The organism is Streptomyces sp. NPDC006602 (assembly GCF_042870385.1).
Taxonomy (GTDB): Bacteria; Actinomycetota; Actinomycetes; order Streptomycetales; family Streptomycetaceae; genus Streptomyces.
The window spans coordinates 15,059-33,177 of sequence record NZ_JBIAHG010000031.1 but is presented as its reverse complement, the minus strand read 5'-3'; the positions used below and the strand labels follow the sequence as shown (position 1 = coordinate 33,177).

Here is an 18,119-nt window from a genome sequence, read left to right as displayed (position 1 = left end):
CCCCGCACGGCGAGCGAACCTGGAAGGCAGGACAGGCTGAGGGGCGGCCCAGCCGTGACCGGCTGGGCCGCCCCTCGGTGCGGGCTTCAGGTCGCGACCGCGATGCCGGCCGGAGCATCTCCCGTGGCAAGGCCGGGGGCCGGGGCGTCGGCCTTGCGCTGCCGGGGCATCAGCAAGGCCAGGGCCGCTGCCAGGGCGACCGCGCCGGCCCCGACCCAGAGCGCCGGGACCAGCCCGTCGACGAACCGTGAGGCGGACTCGTAGCCGCCCTGGGCGGAGAAGACGGCGGCCAGTGTGGCGACGCCGATGGCCCCGCCGACCTCGCGGATGGCGTTGTTGGCGCCGGAGGCGATGCCCTGCTCCTCCGGGCGGACCGTGCTCATGACGAGGTTCGCGCTGGGTGCGAAGAACATCCCCATGCCGATTCCGCAGACGATCAGCGCCGGCAGCAGGGCGGTGTACGACACCTGCGGCTCGACCGCCAGTGCCCAGAGCCCGAGGCCCACCGCGTTCAGGGCCATGCCCACGGTGACGACAGGAGCGCCGCCGATGCGGTCGGACAGTGCTCCGGCCAGCGGCCCGGCGATCATGGGCATGGCGGTCCAGGGCAGCATCCGCACGCCGGCTTCCATCGGGGAGTAGCCGCCGACGGTCTGCAGGTACTGGCTGAGCAGGAAGATCGCCCCGAACATGCCCAGCAACATCAGCAGACTGGCCGCGTTGATGGCGCTGAAGGAACGGTTGCGGAACAGGCGCATCGGCAACATCGGGTGCTTGGCGCGCAGTTCGTAAAGGACAAAGCCGACGAGCAGGGCCGTACCCACGATGAAGCCGCCCAGCACCGACGTGCTGGTCCAGCCGTCGTCGTTGCCGCGTATCAGGGCGTAGACGATGCCGAACAGGCCGCCGCTGGCCAGGACTGTTCCGACCAGGTCGAGGCTCGGGTTCGGGCCGTGGCTCTCGTCCAGCCGCAGCAGGGCGAGCGGGATCAGCGCCAGGCCGAGCGGGACGTTGACCCAGAAGATCCACTGCCAGGAGAGGTGCTCGGTGAGCGTGCCGCCGATGAGCGGTCCCATGGCGACGGCGATGCCGCTGGCCGCGCCCCAGACACCCAGGGCCGCGCCGCGCCGTTCGGCGGGGACGGCGGCCGCCAGCAGGGTGAGCGTCAGGGGCGTCACGATCGCGGCTCCGACGCCCTGCGCTGCTCGGGCGGCGATCAGTTCATTCATTCCCGGTGCGAGTGCGGCCGCGGCGGAGGAGGCGGTGAAGATGCCGAGCCCGATGGCGAACAGTCTCCGGCGGCCGAACCGGTCGCCGAGGGAGGCGCCGAACATGAGCAGGACCGCGAAGGTGAGGGTGTAGGCGCTCACCGTCCATTCGAGGTCTTCGAGGCCACCGCCGAGGTCCTCGCGGATGGAGGGGAGGGCGGTGGTGACGATCAGGTTGTCGAGCGCGGTGATGAATCCGGCCATGCTGGTGATGGCCACGGCCCAGAAGGCGCTGCCGCGCCGGGCCGGTTGCTTGCGTTGCTGTTTCATTGGTGCTCCCTGCGCAGACGTACTGGGCGACGGATCAATGGACGTGCCGCGGGCGACGGCATGGCGTGCGGCAGCGAGCACCGGCATCCGGCTCGGTGCGGATTGTTCGGAGCTCTTAGGGGAGCTGCGGGTAGAGCACGGAGACGCCTCCGGCCAGTGCGGCCTGGGCCTGGCGGGCGGCGTTGTCCGCGAGGATCTCGTAGGCGCCGGCGGCGATGCCGTCGATGGCGATCCGCGCGATGTCGGCGGGGTCGGACTTGGCCGAGGTGACGGCCCTGACCATGTCGGTGTCCATGTAGCCGACGTGCAGGCCGGCCACGCGGATGCCCTGGTCGGCGAGCTGGAGACGCAGGGCGTTGGTGAGCGACCACTCCGCGGACTTGGCGGCGCAGTAGGCACCGAGCTCTGGGAAGCTGACCCAGGACAGGCCGGACAGGACGTTCAGGATCGCGCCGCCGCCGTTGGCCGCGATCTGGGGTGCGAAGGCGCGGGTCACCGAGAGGGTGCCGAAGTAGTGGGTGTCCATCTCCACTCGGACGTCGTTCAGGTCGGCGGTCAGCAGGTCGGCGCCGGTGGAGGACCCCGCGTTGTTGATGAGGATGGTCACGTCGCCGGTGGCCTGAGCGGCGGCCGCGACGGAGGCGGGGTCGGTGATGTCGAGCGCGATCGGCTTGGCGCCGGGCAGGTCGACCTGGTCGGGGTTGCGGGCGCCGGCGTAGACGGTGGCGCCGCGGCTGAGCAGCTCGGCGGCGAGGGCCCGGCCGAAGCCCCGGTTGGCTCCGGTGACAAGGGCGGTGCTGGTGGAGAGGTCCATGGAGGTTCCTGACGAAGCGGGCGATTGAAGTATGACCGTAATGTTAAGCGGGGTGAGTCGGTGAGCGCAAGCGCTCTGCGCGAAAGGGTGCGCCCCGCCCCTGGCGCGCCGACTGTGCCCACGGCCACCGAAAGGGGCCTGCCGTGCGCACGGCAGGCCCCTTTCGGTGGTCCTTCGAAGGTGGACTCAGAGCTTGACGATCATCTTTCCGACGTTCTCGCCCCGCATCATCGCGAAGAAGGCGTCCAGGGTGTTGTCGAGGCCGTTCCGCACCGTTTCGCGGTAGCGGAGCTTGCCCCCGGCGAGCCAGCCGCCGACCTAACGGACGAAGTCCGGCTGGAGGTCCAGCTCTTCGCTGAACATGAACGCCAGGATGTCGGAACGCGTCACCGACAGGTTCCACAGGTTCCGCGGCCCCACAACCTTCTCGTCGTTGTACTGGGAGACCATCCCGCACAGGACGATCCGTGCGTGCAGCTTGAGGGAGCCGATCGCCGCCTCCAGATGCTCGCCCCCGACGTTGTCGAAGAAGACGTCGATGCCGTCCGGCGCCGCCTGCGCCAGTTGCTCGGCGACCGGCCCGTTCTTGTAGTTGAACGCCGCGTCGTAGCCGTACTCCTCGACCAGCAGCTTGACCTTCTCGTCCGAGCCCGCACTGCCGATCACCCGGCCGGCGCCCTTCAGCTTGGCTATCTGGCCGACCTGGGTGCCGATGGCGCCTGCCGCACCGGAGACGAAGACCGTGTCGCCCTCCTTGATCTTCGCGAATCGCTCCAGCCCGATGTAGGCGGTGAGGCCGGGGACGCCGAGCACACCGAGGTAGGCGGTGAGCGGAGCGAGATTCGGGTCCACCTTCTGAGCGCCCGCCGCGTCGAGGATCGCGTAGTCACGCCAGCCGAGAACGTGCACCACGTAGTCACCGGGAGCGAAGCCCTCGGCATTGGAGGCCAAGACGCGGCCGACGGCGGGGCCGTCCAGCGGCGCGCGCTCGAGTTCCTGAACCGACTCGCGTATCAGCGCCGCCGGTTGGACCTCGAAGTCGAAGGTGTAGACGCCGAACGTCCCGAGATCCAGGCCATCAATGCTGCCCATCGAACTCTCCTCGCGGATGAAAGAGCGGCCCCTGTGAACAGGGCTGGCGGGCGTTGTGGATTCCCGAGCTCCTCGGGCGCGACGCGCTCACGCACGCCGGCTATCTGCTCTCCAGCACCGATCAGATGCGTGTCGTCAACGGCATCGCACAGATCTGGTCACGCGGGGCCCGCTGGGCGTACGGCGCAGCCCTCCTGCTGGCCGACGCCTACCCCGACCGGCATGTGCTCGGTCTGGGATTCGGCGGCGGGCAGGGGCCGGGAACCAAGCCCCTGGCGGCCATGACGGCGTACCTGGACGAGATGGATGCGGTCGAGACTCCCAACCCCCTGCCGAAGACTCCGATGCGCCGCATCATGGCCGCGTACGGGCCCAAAATGCTCGAGTTGGCTCGCCAACGCACGGCCGGCGCGCAGACCTACCACGTCAGCGTGGCGCACACCGCGCAGGCGCGCGAGATCCTCGGACCGGACGCGTTCCAAGTTCCGTCGGCTGGGCTACTCGCAGGAGGAGATCGCCGGTGGCAGCGACCGCATTGTCGACGACCTCGTGTTCTGGGGCGATCTGGACACCATCGTCGAGAAGTTCACTGCGCATGTAGGGGCCGGAGCCGATCATGTCGCGGTGCAGGTGATCGGGATCGAGCCGGGCGAGTCCGCGATGCCGTACTGGCGCATGCTCGGCGAGGCACTCCTGCCCCCGGGCGGGAACACCTGATGCGGTTTGTGCAGGGCGCCGCGCCTATGACGGGGCGCGGCGCCGGTGGCCGGGGTGGCCTGCCGAAGAAGCCGTGCGGCCTTGTGTCACGCGGCCGCGGAGCGGAGATCCTTGCGGAGGATCTTGCCCGATGCGGACTTGGGGATGTCAAGGCCGGGCAGAGAGGGCGGCGTGGCCAGTACGCAACGAGGTTTTGTCGATCTTGCCGACCGCGTTCTTCGGTATGGCTTCCACCACGAAGAACGCTGTCGGGCGCTTGTAGCCGGTGAGGCTGCGCGCGCAGAGGGCTTTCAGCGCCGACGGATCGACAGTCGACCCCGGTCGCGGCTGGACGTAGGCGACAACCACCTCTCCCCACTTTTCGTCGGGTACGCCGATCACGGCGGCGTCGAGCACCGACGGGTCGCCTGCGAGCACGTCCTCGATCTCCTTGGGGTAGATGTTCTCCCCGCCACGGATGATCATGTCTTTCGAGCGCCCGACCAGGGTCAGATAGCCCTCGGCGTCGAGATGGCCCACATCGCCTGTGTGCAACCAGCCGTCGAGGATGACTTTGGCCGTTTCGTCCGGACGGCCGAGATAGCCACGCATGACGTTGGCGCCCCTCACGACGACTTCACCGTCCGTGCCCGGCGCCACCTCGCTGCCGCTGGCGTCGACGATCCGGATCTCCTGGCCGGGGAAGGGAAGTCCCACGGTCCCGGCGCGTCGAGGGCCGGCGACGGGGTTGATGGTGGAGCCGCAGGTTCCTTCGGACAGGCCGTACCCCTCGAGGAGCGGAAACCCGTACCGGGCCTCGAACCGGGTCAGTAGCTCGGCGGAGGCGGGTGCGGCGCCGCAGACTGCGAATCGCAGTGACGACGTGTCGGGCCGGACGCCGTCCGGGAGTGCCGCGAGCATGCTGTAGATCGTCGGCACCGCGCTGAAGAAGCTGGGGCGCTCACGCTCGACGAGATCGAAGAAGGTGCGGGGATCGAACCGGCCCGCGATGACGACGCTCGCGCCCACGAGCAGCGGCAGAAGGACGCTGACCACGATGCCGTTGACGTGGAAGAGCGGCAGGATCAGCAGGCACCGATCGGCCGGGCCGACCTCCAACGCCTGGCGCCCCATCTCCACCATGGCGTCGATGTTGGCGTGGTCGAGCATCACACCTTTGGGCACCCCGGTCGTACCGCTGGTGTAGATGAGCAGGGCCAGGGTGGCCGGATTGAGAAGCGGTGCTTGATCCGGCCCTGCCGTTCCTTCGTACAGCTGGCCGACGGCGAGTACGGCAACACCGTCCGGCACCGGGGCCGCCCCGTCCTCGACCACCAGCAGGCGCGCAACGGAGTCCTTGAGCTGTCGAACCACTTCGACGTCGGTCATGCTCGGGTTGACCGGTGTGATGGTGGCGCCGAACCGCCAGGCGGCGAACAGCAGGATCACGAACTCGACGCGGTTCGTCAGCTTGAGGGCGACGACGTCACCGGGACCGATTCCGAGGTCCTGGAGCTGGCGCGCTGCCGTTCGGACCCGGCTCAGCAACTGCGTGTTGGTGAGGGAGTGGTGCCCGTCGGAGACCGCGGCCCCGTGGGGGTCGAGCTCGGCGCGGCGGTCGGGCAGAGAAGCGAAGTTCATGGCGGGCGTACCTGTCTCGGTGTGATGCGGTCCGGTCAAGGAGTCGATGCGGCGGGTGCCGGGTGCAGCTGGCGGGCGAGGAACTCGATCTGGTCGCGTACCAGTTCCTCGAAGGTCTCGCCGGTGTAGAAGTCGAAGTGGCCGGCGTCGTACCTCTTGATCTCTCCGCGGGGCGCGGTACCCGCGTACCGGAGGGTCTGGGCGGGGGGCGTGACCGAGTCGGTGTTGCTGACGCAGAAGAGGATCGGGATGGTGGCCTTCTTCGCCGCACGCCCGGGGCGGTAGGCGGCGATGGTCGGGATCACCCGTGCCGCCACCTCGTTGCGGAACGTCGTCCCGGGCGGCTGCAGCGCCTGGTATCCGGGCAGGGCGTCCGGAGCGTTCATGAGGGCCGGTGAACCGGGGGCGGCGGCGATGGGAACCATCGCGGGCGCCCTGCCGCGGAGTCTGGTCGCCAGATCCCGGGCGAGCACGGGGGTCACCCTGAGTGAGGCGACCGGGCCCAGCGCGAGCGCGGAGGCGAGACCGTCGGTGAACGGGCACTGCGCCACGGCCGCGCGCAGTTCTGGATGGCGTGAGGCGACGGTGATGGCGTGGCCGCCGCCGAAGGAGGTGCCCCAGACCGCGACACGGGAGCGGTCGACGTCGGGGCGGGATGTGACGTAGGCGAGGGCGGCATCCCAGTCGGCGAGCTGACGCTTGATCGACAGGAGCTGGCGTGGGTGGCCGCCGCTGTCGCCGAAGTGCCGGTAGGTGAAGGCCACGGCGGCGATGCCGGCCTGTGCGAAACGCTCGGCGAAGGCGTCCAGGCGCATCTCGCGGGTGGCGCCCAGGCCGTGCCCGAGGACGACGACGGGCGGGGAGGTGACGCCCGTGGGGAGGTAGAACCACCCGGCGCAGGTGCTGTCGCCGGAGGGGAACGTGATGTCGTGACGGGTGAAGGAGTGTGCAGTGGTCATCGTCTGCTCACCGTCCGTTCGCCGAGCGGCGCCCGGGCACACTGCCCGAGGTGAGCGCCTGCGCGTAGGTGTTCGGCCGGTAGAGCGGGAGCTCGCCGGTGGCGTCCGTCGTCTCCATGTAGTCGAGCATCAGTTCCTGTCCCTCCTTCGACATGACTCTGGTGAAGAACTCGGCGCGTTCGACGTGCAGGCCGTCCTCCAACGACATCGAGCCGCCGAAGTACACCGACCTCTTGGCGGCCGCGACCGAACCCCTGGACCGCCTGCCGAAGCGTTCCGCCAGTTCGACCGCCTGCGCGAGCACCTTGTGCTGCGCAACGACCTGGTCGACCGCCCCGTTGGCGAGAGCCTCCGCGGGCGTGAACGGCTTGCCTTCGAGGATCGCGGCCAGGGACCGGTGGGTGCCGATCAGGCGGGTCAGCCGCTGGGTGCCGCCTCCACCCGGGATGATGCCGAGGAGGATTTCCGGCTGGCCGATGAAGTAGTCCCCGTCGGCCATGACCCGCAGATCGCACGCCCAGGCGAACTCGGCCCCGAGGCCGAGGGCCGAACCGTTGAGGGCGGCGACGAAGAGGACACCGCTGGCGTTCATCCGGAGGAAGGTCGTGTGCAGACGCTCCAACTGGAGGGCTCCCCGCATCGGGGTCCTGCGCATCACGGCCCCGAGGACACGGGACCGGTCCACGTGCTTCGCCGCGCGTACGACGGCGGCGGCACCGCGCCGGCCGACCGTAGGGCTCGCGGCGCCCTCTTCCTGCAGCCACCGAACCGCGGCATGGCTGACGAACCGCTCGGGATGCGCCCCGGTGAAGACGACGGCACGAATGCTCGGATCGCGGTCGGCCCGGGCTACCAGCTTGTCCAGCTGCTTGGCGATATCGAGGCCGAACTCCTGGTGCCGGCCGCCGTCGACCCGGACGATCAGAACGGCCCCGCGATCTTCGATCTCCAGATGGCCCTTGTCTTTGTACGACATGAATTCTGCTCCCGTGCTGAGTTCATGGGGGTGGAAAATGCGTGGCGACGGCCGGGGATGCGTGTCGCAGCGATGGGTCGGGTTGGCCCCGACGGGCTGTGGCCGCACCGGCGGCAGGAGACTGGAACAGCGCGTGATGACGTGTCCGAGGACGGACGCGTGTATCCGAGACGGCAGGTCACATGCGATGTGTACTATTGTCGTGATCGATTACATAACCAAGTTATTTTGGACGTGTCAACAGTGGAGGCGTGCGCGACATGGCAGGGCGGGCGAGGCTTGATGACGCACCGGAACGGCTTGTGCAGGCGGCCATCGGTCTGCTGGCCGAGCAGGGGCCATCGGCCTTGAAAGCGCGCACGGTGGCTTCCGCGAGCGGACTGTCGACGATGGTGCTCTACAGCCACTTCGGTGGGATCCCCGAGCTCATGAGCGCTGTTGCCGACCATGGGTTCAAGGAACTCGGCAGAACGTTCGCCCGGGTACCGGTGACGGAGGACCCGATCGCGGATCTCTTTGCCATGGCCTTGACCTGCCGTCGGCTGGCCTGCGAGAACCCTCACCTCTACGACCTGATGTTCGGGCTGTCCACTCGGGCGACGTACCGGCCTCTGTCGGATGCGGACCTTCGCCTGAGTGGGCGTTCCCCGGCCTTTCGGGAAGCCCACGCTCATGTCACTGCGGCCTGCGAACGGCTCGTGCGCTCCAGCAGGGTCGAGCCCCAGGAACCCGAAGTCATCGCCGCCCAGTTGTGGAGCTTCGTGCACGGCTACATCACCCTTGAACTGGCTGAGCATTTCGTCGAGTTCGACGACGCCGTGGCGCAGGTGCTCCTGCCGATGGGCGTGAACTTCTCTGTCGGCTTGGGTGACAGGCGGGAACGTGCCGCGGCCTCGCACGAGGCCGGCGCGCGACTGTACGACTCGATCGTCCAAGATGACTGAGAAATCGTCCAAGTCCACTGAGGAGCCGGGTGGTTGGGCGCAGCTTCGTGTGCGGCTAGGACGACCTGGTCTCCGCAGCAGGGGCATCGGTACCCGGCGCGAGTTGGTCATGCCTCCCCAGCGCTGCGACCTCCCGTTCGAGGGACGGAACCGCCCGGGCCGCGAAGCGCCTCGCCCAGGGCCAGGCCAGCGGTGAATTCAGCGCTCCCTTCGCCCAGTTGGCCACGACGACCGCGCGCGGCACGTACACGCGGCTGCGTCGGCGCACGAGCCCGTCGACGATCGCGGCAGCCGCCCGGTCGGCGCTCGTCGTGACGTTGCCCGGATAGGGCAGCCGCCGGCGCAGCCCCTGGAAGGAGGGGAGGTCCGCCTCGGCGCCCCGCACGAGGTCCGTGTCGATCCAGGAGGGGTGCACAAGGCCGACCGTGACCCCGAGATGCGCCACCTCCTGGCGGTAGGTCAGGGCGAGCAGCTCGGCCGCCGCCTTGCTCGCGCCGTACGAGGCCATCGCGGCCAGCGGCATGAACGACAGCGCGGACGCCACGACCAGCACGTGACCCCGGCTGCGCTCCAGGTGGGGCGTCGCGTACTTGAGCGTGCGGAACACGCCGTTCAGGTTGATGTCCATCACCCGCTCGAACGACGCCTCGTCCGTCTGCCGCACCGTCCCGTACGCCACCACGCCGGCGTTGGCGACGACGAGGTCGATGCCGCCCATCACCTCCGCCGCCGCGTCGATCGCCGACCGGAGGGCGGCACCGTCGCACACATCGGCCTCACGCCACGAAGCGGCGGGGCCCAGGTCCTCGGCGAGGTCGCGCAACCGATCGGGTTCCAGTCCGATCACGGTCACACGAGCACCGCGGGCGGCGGCCAGTCGGGCCACCTTCTCGCCGATGCCGCGTGCCGCTCCGGTGACAACCAGCCTTCTGCCCAGCAAGTCACGTTTCATGGCGGCAACATAACTTCGTTATTGATGGAACACAAGAGGCCGCGCACCGGTCGCTGCTCGGTTCACCTGCTGGGTCTCACGACTGGACGAACCTATGCTGGCTGTCATGAGGCGGACATCCTTTGCGCAGTGGCCCTGCTCGATCGCGCGGACCATGGACTTGCTCGGGGACTGGTGGACGCCGCTGGTGCTGCGTGAGGCTTTCTACGGGATCCAGCGCTTCGACGCGTTCCAGGAGTCGCTGGGGATCGCCCGCAATACGCTGACGGACCGGCTGCGCCGGCTGGTGGGGGAGGGGCTGCTCGAGAAGCGGCCCTACCAGACCGAGCCGGTCCGGTACGACTACGTGCTCACCGAGAAGGGGCGCGACTTCTTTGGCGTGCTGCTGGTGATGAACCGGTGGGGAGACCGCTGGCTGGCCGGTGAGGCGGGCCCGCCGGTGGCGATGAGCCACGAGGTGTGCGGGCAGGAGACCCATGCCGAGGTGGTGTGCGCCGCTTGCGGCGAACCCATGACAGCGGACAACACCCGCCCCCGGATGGGCCCCGGGTATCCACCGCATTTGGCCGAACGGCCGGATGTGCGGGAGCGATTCGAGGGCTGAATCGGCAGCCCTGTGGTGGCCATGCCACCCTTGACAAGTAAGTCTATCTACGCAACTTTACTGGTCAGTGCTCATGTGAGCGTTCTTGGCGGGCAGGGAGGCTGCGGGATCATGGAGTGGACGGGCGCGCGCTATGCGGACAAGCCGACGGCTGAGGTCCACACCTGGATCGCCGCCGCGCCGGCGCAAGTGTGGGCGCTGGTGTCGGACATCGAGCTGATGCCGCGCATGAGCCCCGAGCTGCAGTCGGTGGAATGGCTGGACGGCAGGAGCGGACCCGCTCCAGGGGCCCGATTCGTCGGCCGGAGCAAGCATGAAGCGTTGGGGGAGTGGGCCACCACGTCCCACATCGTCGAGTACGAGCCGCCGAGCGTGCTCGCCTGGGCGGTCGAGGATCCACAACACCCGACGGCCCTCTGGCGGTTCACCCTGAAGCCGGAGGACGGCGGCACACTGCTGCGGCAGTGGATGCAGATGGGGCCGGCCCGCTCGGGCCTCTCCTTCGCCATCGATCGCATGCCGGAGAAGGAGCAGAAGATCGTCTTCGTACGCATGCGGGAGTTCGAGGCCAACATGACGGCCACCCTTGAAGCGATCAAGAAGCTGGCCGAGAGTGCCCAGAGCTCAGGAGAGGCGAGTCTCTGATGCGTACGTCCACCACGATCGAAGCCTCCGGGGGCGACTGGCGTGAGATCGTCGCATACGTCACCGAGGCGGAGAAACTCGGCCTGGACATCTGCTGGGTCGCGGAGGCCTGGGGTTCCGAGGCGCCGTCACCGTTGGGCTACCTCGCCGCGAAGACCGAGCGCATGCTGCTCGGCTCCGGAATCATCCAACTCGGCACCCGTACGCCGATGGCCATCGCCCGCGCCGCGATCACGCTGTCGCAGATTTCCCAGGGGCGCTTCCTCCTCGGGCTCGGCCCTTCCGGACCGCAGGTGATCGAGGGGCTGCACGGTGTGCCGTTCTCCCGGCCGTTGTCGCGGATGCGCGAGAACGTCGAGATCGTGCGAGAGGCCGCGACCGGAGAGAAGGTCTCCTACGCGGGGCGGGAGTTCCAGATCCCACTGCCGGGCGAGGCGAAACCCATGCGGCTGTCGATGCGCGCCGAGCACGACATCCCCGTATACCTGGCGACACTTTCGCCGAAGATGCTGCACCTGACCGGCGAGATCGCCGACGGCTGGCTGGGTACCAGCTTCGTTCCGGAGGGTGCCGAGGAGGCGTACTTCGACCACCTGGACCAGGGGCTCGCCGCCGCCGGTCGCAAGCGCGCCGACCTCGACATCTGCCAGGGCGCCGAGGTCGCCTTCGCGGACGACGAGGACGCGCTGCGCGCGATGGTGGCCGGACGCAAGAAGGAATTGGCCTTCAGCCTCGGCGGCATGGGCTCCGCGACCACGAACTTCTACAACAGCGCCTACAGTCGCCAGGGTTGGGCCGAGGTCGCGGCCGAGGTCCGGACACACTGGCAGGCCGGTGACCGGGACGGCGCGGCCGGCCTGATCACCGACGAAATGGTGCTGGCGACCACACTGATCGGAACCGAGGACATGGTGCGCGAGCGGCTGCGCGTGTGGCGCGATGTCGGTGTCGACACCGTTCGTTTCTATCCCGCCGGCGAGACCCTCGACGCCCGACTCGCCACCCTGGGCCGGGCGATCGACCTGGTCCGCGACATCGAGGACGAGGCGGCACGGTAGCCACAGGCCATGGCGGCCGAGGGCGGTCGTCAGGCGCCGACACCGTCCACCGGGCCCCGGTTCAGGTCGACCATCCGAGGCGTGACGCTCCTTCATGGCATCTCTCGCTACGGTCTTGCGGGCAGGGGGACCACCGCTCAGGCCGCGGGCACTGCGGGCTGGCTGACGAGGGAAGCGTCACCGCCCTGGACGGCGTCTCGGGCACGAGCGGTCGCCTCGTGGGGCACTCCGAGGGGGATTGCGCTGACGTCCGACAGGCGCGCGAACTGCTTCGGGGCGAGCTGGACGTCCAGGGCGCCCAGGTAGTCGTCGAGTTGGGTGAGGTTGCGCGGGCCGATGATCGGCACGAACGAGGTGGACGCCTGTGCGGCACGCTCACGGAGCCAGGCCACCGACACCTGGGCGGGCGTCGCGCCGGTCTCCTCGGCGATGGCCAGGACGGTGTCGACGACGGCGGTCTTCTGGTCGGTGCTCTCGGTGTGCACGAGCGTCTTGAGATCGCTCAGCCGTCCCTCGGTGCCGCGGCGGTACTTGCCGGTGAGCAGTCCGCCGCCGAGCGGGGACCACAGGGCGGCGCCGAGGCCCAGGCTTTCGGCCATCGGCAGCAGTTCACGGTCGGGGGTCCTCTCGACGAGGCTGTACTCGATCTGGATGCCCGTGACCGGTGCCCAGTTCTTCAGGTCCGCGAGGGTGGCGGCGCGGGAGACGCGCCATGCGGGGAAGTTGGACAGGGCGGCGTGGAGAATCTTGCCGGAGCTGACCAGGTCGTCCAGTCCGCGCAGGATCTCCTCCATGGGGGTGAGGTTGTCGGGGAAGTGGACCCAGTACAGGTCGATGTAGTCGGTGCCGAGGCGCTTCAGGCTCGCCTCCAGCGAAGCGACCATGTTCTTGCGGCTGTTGCCCGTCCTGGAGATGCCGGGCTGCGGGCCGGCCCCATTGGTGAACTTGGTGGCCAGGACGAAGTGGTCCCGGTCGGCGGCGACGAACTTGCCCACGAGTTCTTCGGACTCGCCGAACTGGTAGCCGTCCGCGGTATCGAGAAACGTTCCGCCGGCCTCGGCGAACCTGTCGAACATCCGGCGCGCTTCGTCCGGCTCGGCGCCGGCACCCCAGCCGGTGCCGAAGTTCCCCGTACCGAGTGCGTACTCGGAAACGCGCAGTCCGGTCCGTCGTCCGAAGGTCGTGTAACGCATCAGGTCTCCTTGGTGCTGATTTCGCATTGATGAGCTGGGGCGGGCGGTGGCGGGTCAGGTGGCGGTCTGGACGTGGGCCCGGCAAGGCGTGAAGGGGGCGCCGAGCGGGCCCTGGACGGGTGCGCCGCCGACGAACCACCCATCCGTATGCAGCGCGATGCGAGGCGTGGCTAAGTAAGACGATCGGTCTACTTGAGTCCCCACCGTAGCTGGCCCACTGGCTTATGTAAAACGATCGGTATGCTTAAGGATGTGACCGAATCTCACCCCGTGCGTCGGCGTCGTGGGCGTGGCGCCCGGGAGCGGATCCTCAAAGCGGCGACCGAGCTGTTCACGGCGCAGGGGATCAACGCGACCGGGATGGACCAGCTGTCGACCGTCGCCGAAGTATCAAAACGCACCCTCTACACGCACTTCCCCAGCAAGGACGAGCTCATTGCGGCATACCTGCAGTCCCTGGTGGGCGATCTCCTGCCCGTCTCCCTGTCGCCCGCCCAACCGGCGCCGAGCCCGCGTGAGCAACTCCTCGCCATCTACGACTGGAAGCTGCCGGAAACCCCCGCTCCGTTCCGGGGCTGCCCGTTCCTGAACGTGAGCGTCGAGGTACCCGACCCCGGTCACTCCGTCCACCAGCTGGCCGCGGCATACAAGAGGGAGTTCGCCCGCCGACTCACGGACATCGCACGGCAGGCCGGGGCCGCCGACCCGGAAACCCTGGGTGAGCAACTGGCACTGCTCTTCGACGGCGCGGCCGCACGCGGAACCGCACTCAACAGCAGTCACACTGGCGCGTACGCGCGATCCATCGCAGAGTCGTTGATCGATGCCGCCCTTGCCGACGTCGGCCCGGCATCCCTGTGATGAGGTCGGCAACCTCTCTTGGGCCGGCAGTGGCTGGGCCGGGGCGGCAAGACGGACAACGACATCGTCACGGTGACCACGGTGGTGGACCGACGGCCGCGTGTACTGCGTAACCGCTGCACGCGACTCCCCACACCCCCGCCCACCACTTCGCCCGCGGCCGGTCCGCCCGGTCTTCCGCACGAAACCGCAGCTCGCCGCTGCGCCCGCGGCCCGCGGGAAGGAGGCGGGCTTGTCCTGCCGGGCGGTGGTCGCCGACTGCGCCTGCTCAAGGACCGTGCCCGGCCGGCGAAGGCTCAGCGAAGGCTGCCAAGAAGGTGAAGGTCTCGGCGAACCGGGCCAAGGCCCGGCTGAGGGTCGCCAAGGCCCATGTCCACATCGTCGGCACAGGCGGGGGCCGTCACGGAGACGTCCGAGCAGCGGTGTGCAGGCGGGCGACGGAGTCGGCGAGCGTGCGGCGGTGATCGCGCCCAGTTCGCGGCGCGCGGCCGCCTCGGCCGGGTGGGTCAGGCGGCAGGCGGCCTTGTCCCACGTGGTGCCCTCGACGACCGAGAGGACGAGGAACTCGCTCCCCGCGGACAGGAGTCGGCACCCCGCCGCCGGGAAGACCTGCGATCCGCCGGTAGACCATGGCCGGCGTCGGCGAGCGGAGGCACCATGCGGTCGGCTTCATGGCGTGCCTGCCGGCGGTCCACCGATTCCAGACGTGTGGGGAGCCGCCGGCGGTCTTGGACGGGCCGTGGGATCAGTGTCGGGCGAACTGGACCTGGGTGGGTTGCACGACGTTCGGCCGCACCGCGATTCCAGTGACGGTCAGCTGTTCGCCGTAGATGTCGGTGAGCCTGATCGCGCTGCCGCACCCGCTGCCGTCGGCGGAGATGAAGTAGTTGTAGGTGGTGCGGGGCAGTTGCCGCCAGCCGCCTGTGGTGCGGATTTCCAGCCTGGCGAGTGGGTTGCGGTGGCCGATCGCCTGGATGGCGCACCAGTAGGGGCTGGAGCCGGTCTTGTACCGGATGGAGATCGTGTCGGAGGTGCTGGGGCTCACCAGACTCCAGGTGATGGGGATCCGGCCCACCTTGAGGTCGGCGAGTTTGGCGAAGGCCTGTTGACTGAGATCGAGTTGCCCGGGTGCGCAGGGCAGGGGGCATTCGTTGGTGATCCGCACCGTGATGGATTTGCCATTGGCCGCGCGGACGAGCACGTATGCGCCGCATGCCTTGGACGTCTCGTAGTCGGTGGTGTTCATGGCCGCGATCATGAGGTCGGGGCTCGGGCCGAACAGGCAGGCGCCGTCTCCGTCCCCGGCCTCGTAGGCGGTGGCGACGCCCTGGTAGGTGGTGTGGGGCTGAAGCCGTCCTGCCTGCGAGGTCGTGGCGGACTTTCGCTGGGGCCGCGGGGTGTCAGTGGGTGACGGTCGTGCTGACGCGGTGGTCGCGACACCCGTCGGGGTGGGGGAGCCAGTCGGGCTCGCCGTCGCGGTCGGGGTGCCTGTCTCGCCGGCGGCGGTGGCTTTCACTTGGGTGGTGGCGAGGGGTGTGGCCGCGGCAGGCCCTGCATCGGCGTTGCGGTCGGGGAGCAGCGCCATGACCAGGTAGGCGAGAACGCCCACGGCGATCAGCGCCGACGTGCCGCCCAGCATGAGCTTGCGTCTTTGTCTGCGCTGCCGCGCGGCCTGCCTCGGTGTGTACATTCCCTGTCCGTTCAGATCGAGCCGATGGTGCACTGCTGAGTGACCGCGGGAAGCGCAAAGGTTGCCAACGATTTCTCACAGGGAGAGGCCGAGTCTCGCGGGAGGACGGTCACGGGCGGCTTGGCACAGTCGCGCGCGCGGCCATGAGCTGCGGGCTACCGGTGGTGAGTAAGAGCTCCGAACAAAGGTGGAGCCCGGCTCCCGACGCCTGGCACGCAGGCTCGCCGCGTTGCCGAAAGCCCCTAGTAGCTCCGCTACGAGGAGCTTCCGGCGCCTTGCGATCGCACGCACCGGACGCCGCGAGCTGGTCGGACTCCACTTTTGTTCGGAGCTCTAAGGACTGCGACCATGGGACCCGCGAGCTGATCACGCATGGCCGGGACAGACGTACCGGCGTGGTGCGCGCGCCGTATGGCCGAGTTGGCGGCAGCCGCCACCGAGCCGGCCCCTAGCGCTCAGCCGGGGTGAGCAATTGCCGCAGGTGGGGTTGGAGATCGCCACCACCCTGACCGTCCGGGAGAGCACGGCTCCGCCGAATGCGGAGTGAGGCGGCGCGGAGACTTGGGTCTGCCCTGGCTGCCGGGGAGGCCGGCAACCAGGGCAGGGGCCGATCGGTCAGGATGTCGTGCCGGTGACCGAGCTTCCGGACTTTGTGACGTGGTACGTGATGGTGACGCCGCTCCAGAAGTGGAAGGTCAGCGTCGCCGCCTCGCCGTCGCGGAGCGCGTTCAGGAAGGCGGGGGTCAGGATGATCGTGCCGTTCGGGTAGTCCGGCGAGAAGGCCATGTTGAACTCCTGGAACGGAGTCCAGCTGGTCTGGCCGGCGTTGCTGCCGTCGGCGTACTTGGCCTCCATGGTCGCCAGCACGTCACCCCGGAACTGCGTGGGAACGGTGAACGAATCAGTGGTGCCGGCGGTGTTCGACAGAACCGGGGAGTCGTAGGTGACGACGTCGATCTGCCAGGGCAGCCCACTGGAGAACCGGGCCTGGAGAGTGGCGTTGACCCCGTAGGCGCGGCTGCCGACCAGCCGGGTCAGTGTCTTGGCGGTGAGGGTGAGCTGATTGCCGGAGACGTTGTAGTCCTGCCCTGCGTACAGCTTGGTGCCGCCCTGCCAGAGCCCCCGGAAGCTGGTGCCGTTGAGGTTGAGGGTGAGTGCCTGGGCGGTGATCGGGCTCGATTTCGAAACGAAGACCTTGTCGAAGGATGCCGTACCTGAGCGGGTGGTCCAGTTGGACTTGATGGCGAAGAGGCCGGGGTCACGCCACTGCAGGGTCTCGCGGTTCAGGTAGGCGAAGCCGGGGTCCCACAGGGCGGTGGTGACACCGGCGACGCGTGCCGCATATCCGATGTGTTCGTAGTACTTCAGCGCCTCGCCCCGCTCGATGCGGGAGGGGTGGTTGTCGTCGGGATATCCGAGCAGGCCGTACTCGCCGAGGTAGACGGGGATGCCCTTGGCGACGAACGTGTCGTGCATGCGGGCGAAGGCCTCGTTCAGGTCCTTCTGGGCGTTCTCGTCATAGCGGGTGCCGCCCGCGACGTTCACGCTGAAGGGATACCAGCTGTAGTAGTGCACGGTGGCGACCAGATTGCTGTCGTGCAGTGCGCCGATCGTGGTGGACAGGTCGTCCATGAAGGGTTGGGACGGGGTGCAGGCCGGTGTGGGCAGGGCCAGCAGGCGGTTGGTGTTCCCGCCGCCCGAGGAGCGGACGACCTTGTGGAATGAGGTGTTGAGCTCGTTCAGGAGCTGCATCTTCTGCGCGTCCGTGGCGTTGTCGAAGGATGGTTCGTTGACGCTCTCGAAGAGGAGGGTGCGCGGCTCGTCCCGGAACGTCGAGGAGATCTGGGTCCAGCCGGCGTTGAAGCGGGCGAGTACGTTGTCATGGTCGGTGGGCATCTTCGATATCCACTGCCACGAGTCGTGGTGGACGTTGAGCACGACGTAGAGGCCGTCGGCGAGTGCCCAGTCCACCACCTGTTTGACGCGGCTCATGTATGTGGCGTCGATGGTGTATGGGGCGGTGGCGGACTGGTGGTCGGTCCAGGTCACCGGGATGCGGACGCTGCGGTAGCCCTGCGCCCGGACGGTTTCGAACAGTTCCCTCGTGGCCTTGGGGTTGCCCCAGGACGTCTCGTCCGGAATCGCGTCCAGGGTGTTGCCCAGGTTCCAGCTGGGCTGCATCGCGGCGACGGCGTCCATGGCGCGGGCCGGGACTCTGACCGTCGTCGACTGCGACGGTTCGGCCGCGGCGTCGGGCGCGGCGGTCGCCGTACCGGCACACAGCCCCAGCAGGACGACCAGCGCCAGCAGCAGGCCGGCCAGGCGTCCGGGGCCGCGGCTGCGGTGGTGCGCGGGTTGCCGTATGTCCGTCATGTGTTGCCTTTCTGTCGGTCGTACGGGTGATCCGATCCGTGATCGGGCAGCGGCAGGCGCCACCGCCGGCCACTCCTTCAGCT

15 protein-coding genes and 1 pseudogene are annotated in these 18,119 nt (G+C 68.7%); 6 read left to right on the top strand and 10 right to left on the bottom strand.

Annotated elements, in window-relative coordinates:
- Positions 1-86 precede the first annotated feature (86 nt).
- The 3 genes and pseudogenes from ACFYO2_RS40290 to ACFYO2_RS40280 all read right to left on the bottom strand — a co-directional run.
- Positions 87-1,538, bottom strand: coding sequence for a DHA2 family efflux MFS transporter permease subunit (locus ACFYO2_RS40290; RefSeq protein ID WP_388359844.1), 1,452 nt, complete (start codon positions 1,536-1,538; stop codon positions 87-89).
- 115 nt (positions 1,539-1,653) lie between these two features.
- Positions 1,654-2,352, bottom strand: a complete 699-nt coding sequence (locus ACFYO2_RS40285) for an SDR family oxidoreductase (protein WP_388359842.1) — start codon at positions 2,350-2,352, stop codon at positions 1,654-1,656.
- 186 nt (positions 2,353-2,538) lie between these two features.
- Positions 2,539-3,330 (bottom strand): annotated as a pseudogene (locus tag ACFYO2_RS40280) (NADP-dependent oxidoreductase); the annotation flags it as partial.
- Positions 3,331-3,993: 663 nt separating this feature from the next.
- Between ACFYO2_RS40280 and ACFYO2_RS40275 the strand changes: the two are divergent.
- Positions 3,994-4,161 (top strand): hypothetical protein, encoded by a 168-nt coding sequence (locus ACFYO2_RS40275; RefSeq protein WP_388359839.1) that lies wholly within the window; start codon positions 3,994-3,996, stop codon positions 4,159-4,161.
- A 147-nt stretch (positions 4,162-4,308) separates the two neighbouring features.
- On the opposite strand, the gene ACFYO2_RS40270 is transcribed toward ACFYO2_RS40275, so the two are convergent.
- The 3 genes from ACFYO2_RS40270 to ACFYO2_RS40260 are packed head-to-tail and all read right to left on the bottom strand — an operon-like array spanning position 4,309 to position 7,716.
- Positions 4,309-5,781 (bottom strand): class I adenylate-forming enzyme family protein, encoded by a 1,473-nt coding sequence (locus ACFYO2_RS40270; RefSeq protein WP_388359837.1) that lies wholly within the window; start codon positions 5,779-5,781, stop codon positions 4,309-4,311.
- 35 nt (positions 5,782-5,816) lie between these two features.
- Positions 5,817-6,740, bottom strand: a complete 924-nt coding sequence (locus ACFYO2_RS40265) for an alpha/beta hydrolase (protein ID WP_388359834.1) — start codon at positions 6,738-6,740, stop codon at positions 5,817-5,819.
- 7 nt (positions 6,741-6,747) lie between these two features.
- Positions 6,748-7,716, bottom strand: coding sequence for an enoyl-CoA hydratase/isomerase family protein (locus ACFYO2_RS40260; protein ID WP_388359832.1), 969 nt, complete (start codon positions 7,714-7,716; stop codon positions 6,748-6,750).
- A gap of 260 nt (positions 7,717-7,976) precedes the next feature.
- Here ACFYO2_RS40260 and ACFYO2_RS40255 point away from each other — a divergent pair, with 260 nt between their 5' ends.
- Complete coding sequence (locus ACFYO2_RS40255; RefSeq protein ID WP_388359942.1) at positions 7,977-8,660, top strand: TetR/AcrR family transcriptional regulator; 684 nt, start codon at positions 7,977-7,979, stop codon at positions 8,658-8,660.
- Positions 8,661-8,715: 55 nt separating this feature from the next.
- Here ACFYO2_RS40255 and ACFYO2_RS40250 read toward each other — a convergent pair whose 3' ends face one another.
- Entirely contained in the window at positions 8,716-9,612 is an 897-nt protein-coding gene (locus ACFYO2_RS40250; protein ID WP_388359831.1) for a short-chain dehydrogenase/reductase, read from the bottom strand.
- Between the two features lie 106 nt (positions 9,613-9,718).
- Between ACFYO2_RS40250 and ACFYO2_RS40245 the strand changes: the two genes are divergently transcribed.
- From ACFYO2_RS40245 to ACFYO2_RS40235, 3 genes are all read left to right on the top strand, one after another.
- Complete coding sequence (locus ACFYO2_RS40245; protein WP_388359829.1) at positions 9,719-10,216, top strand: winged helix-turn-helix transcriptional regulator; 498 nt, start codon at positions 9,719-9,721, stop codon at positions 10,214-10,216.
- A gap of 111 nt (positions 10,217-10,327) precedes the next feature.
- Entirely contained in the window at positions 10,328-10,861 is a 534-nt protein-coding gene (locus ACFYO2_RS40240) for an SRPBCC family protein (protein ID WP_388359827.1), read from the top strand.
- A complete protein-coding gene (locus ACFYO2_RS40235; protein ID WP_388359824.1) occupies positions 10,861-11,919 on the top strand; it encodes an LLM class flavin-dependent oxidoreductase in 1,059 nt (352 codons plus the stop codon). The genes ACFYO2_RS40240 and ACFYO2_RS40235 overlap by 1 nt, the downstream gene beginning before the upstream one ends.
- 137 nt (positions 11,920-12,056) lie before the next feature.
- Here the strand turns inward: ACFYO2_RS40235 and ACFYO2_RS40230 are convergent, their stop codons facing one another.
- On the bottom strand, positions 12,057-13,112 hold the full coding sequence (locus tag ACFYO2_RS40230) for an aldo/keto reductase (RefSeq protein ID WP_388359821.1): 1,056 nt from the start codon (positions 13,110-13,112) through the stop codon (positions 12,057-12,059).
- Between the two features lie 252 nt (positions 13,113-13,364).
- Between ACFYO2_RS40230 and ACFYO2_RS40225 the strand changes: the two genes are divergently transcribed.
- Positions 13,365-13,973, top strand: a complete 609-nt coding sequence (locus tag ACFYO2_RS40225; protein WP_388359818.1) for a TetR/AcrR family transcriptional regulator — start codon at positions 13,365-13,367, stop codon at positions 13,971-13,973.
- Between the two features lie 745 nt (positions 13,974-14,718).
- On the opposite strand, the gene ACFYO2_RS40220 is transcribed toward ACFYO2_RS40225, so the two are convergent.
- Both ACFYO2_RS40220 and ACFYO2_RS40215 read right to left on the bottom strand, forming a co-directional pair.
- The gene (locus ACFYO2_RS40220; RefSeq protein WP_388359815.1) at positions 14,719-15,663 is read right to left on the bottom strand and encodes an expansin EXLX1 family cellulose-binding protein; all 945 of its coding nucleotides are present in this window, start codon (positions 15,661-15,663) and stop codon (positions 14,719-14,721) included.
- Positions 15,664-16,278: 615 nt separating this feature from the next.
- Positions 16,279-18,036, bottom strand: a complete 1,758-nt coding sequence (locus ACFYO2_RS40215) for a cellulase family glycosylhydrolase (protein ID WP_388359813.1) — start codon at positions 18,034-18,036, stop codon at positions 16,279-16,281.
- Between the last annotated feature and the right edge of the window lie 83 nt (positions 18,037-18,119).

Coding starts and splice junctions, on each gene's coding strand:
- ACFYO2_RS40290 (WP_388359844.1), bottom strand. CDS start 1,538: ATGAAACAGCAACGCAAGCAACCGGCCCGGCGCGGCAGCGCCTTCTGG.
- ACFYO2_RS40285 (WP_388359842.1), bottom strand. CDS start 2,352: ATGGACCTCTCCACCAGCACCGCCCTTGTCACCGGAGCCAACCGGGGC.
- ACFYO2_RS40270 (WP_388359837.1), bottom strand. CDS start 5,781: ATGAACTTCGCTTCTCTGCCCGACCGCCGCGCCGAGCTCGACCCCCAC.
- ACFYO2_RS40265 (WP_388359834.1), bottom strand. CDS start 6,740: ATGACCACTGCACACTCCTTCACCCGTCACGACATCACGTTCCCCTCC.
- ACFYO2_RS40260 (WP_388359832.1), bottom strand. CDS start 7,716: ATGTCGTACAAAGACAAGGGCCATCTGGAGATCGAAGATCGCGGGGCC.
- ACFYO2_RS40255 (WP_388359942.1), top strand. CDS start 7,977: ATGGCAGGGCGGGCGAGGCTTGATGACGCACCGGAACGGCTTGTGCAG.
- ACFYO2_RS40250 (WP_388359831.1), bottom strand. CDS start 9,612: ATGAAACGTGACTTGCTGGGCAGAAGGCTGGTTGTCACCGGAGCGGCA.
- ACFYO2_RS40245 (WP_388359829.1), top strand. CDS start 9,719: ATGAGGCGGACATCCTTTGCGCAGTGGCCCTGCTCGATCGCGCGGACC.
- ACFYO2_RS40240 (WP_388359827.1), top strand. CDS start 10,328: ATGGAGTGGACGGGCGCGCGCTATGCGGACAAGCCGACGGCTGAGGTC.
- ACFYO2_RS40235 (WP_388359824.1), top strand. CDS start 10,861: ATGCGTACGTCCACCACGATCGAAGCCTCCGGGGGCGACTGGCGTGAG.
- ACFYO2_RS40230 (WP_388359821.1), bottom strand. CDS start 13,112: ATGCGTTACACGACCTTCGGACGACGGACCGGACTGCGCGTTTCCGAG.
- ACFYO2_RS40220 (WP_388359815.1), bottom strand. CDS start 15,663: ATGTACACACCGAGGCAGGCCGCGCGGCAGCGCAGACAAAGACGCAAG.
- ACFYO2_RS40215 (WP_388359813.1), bottom strand. CDS start 18,036: ATGACGGACATACGGCAACCCGCGCACCACCGCAGCCGCGGCCCCGGA.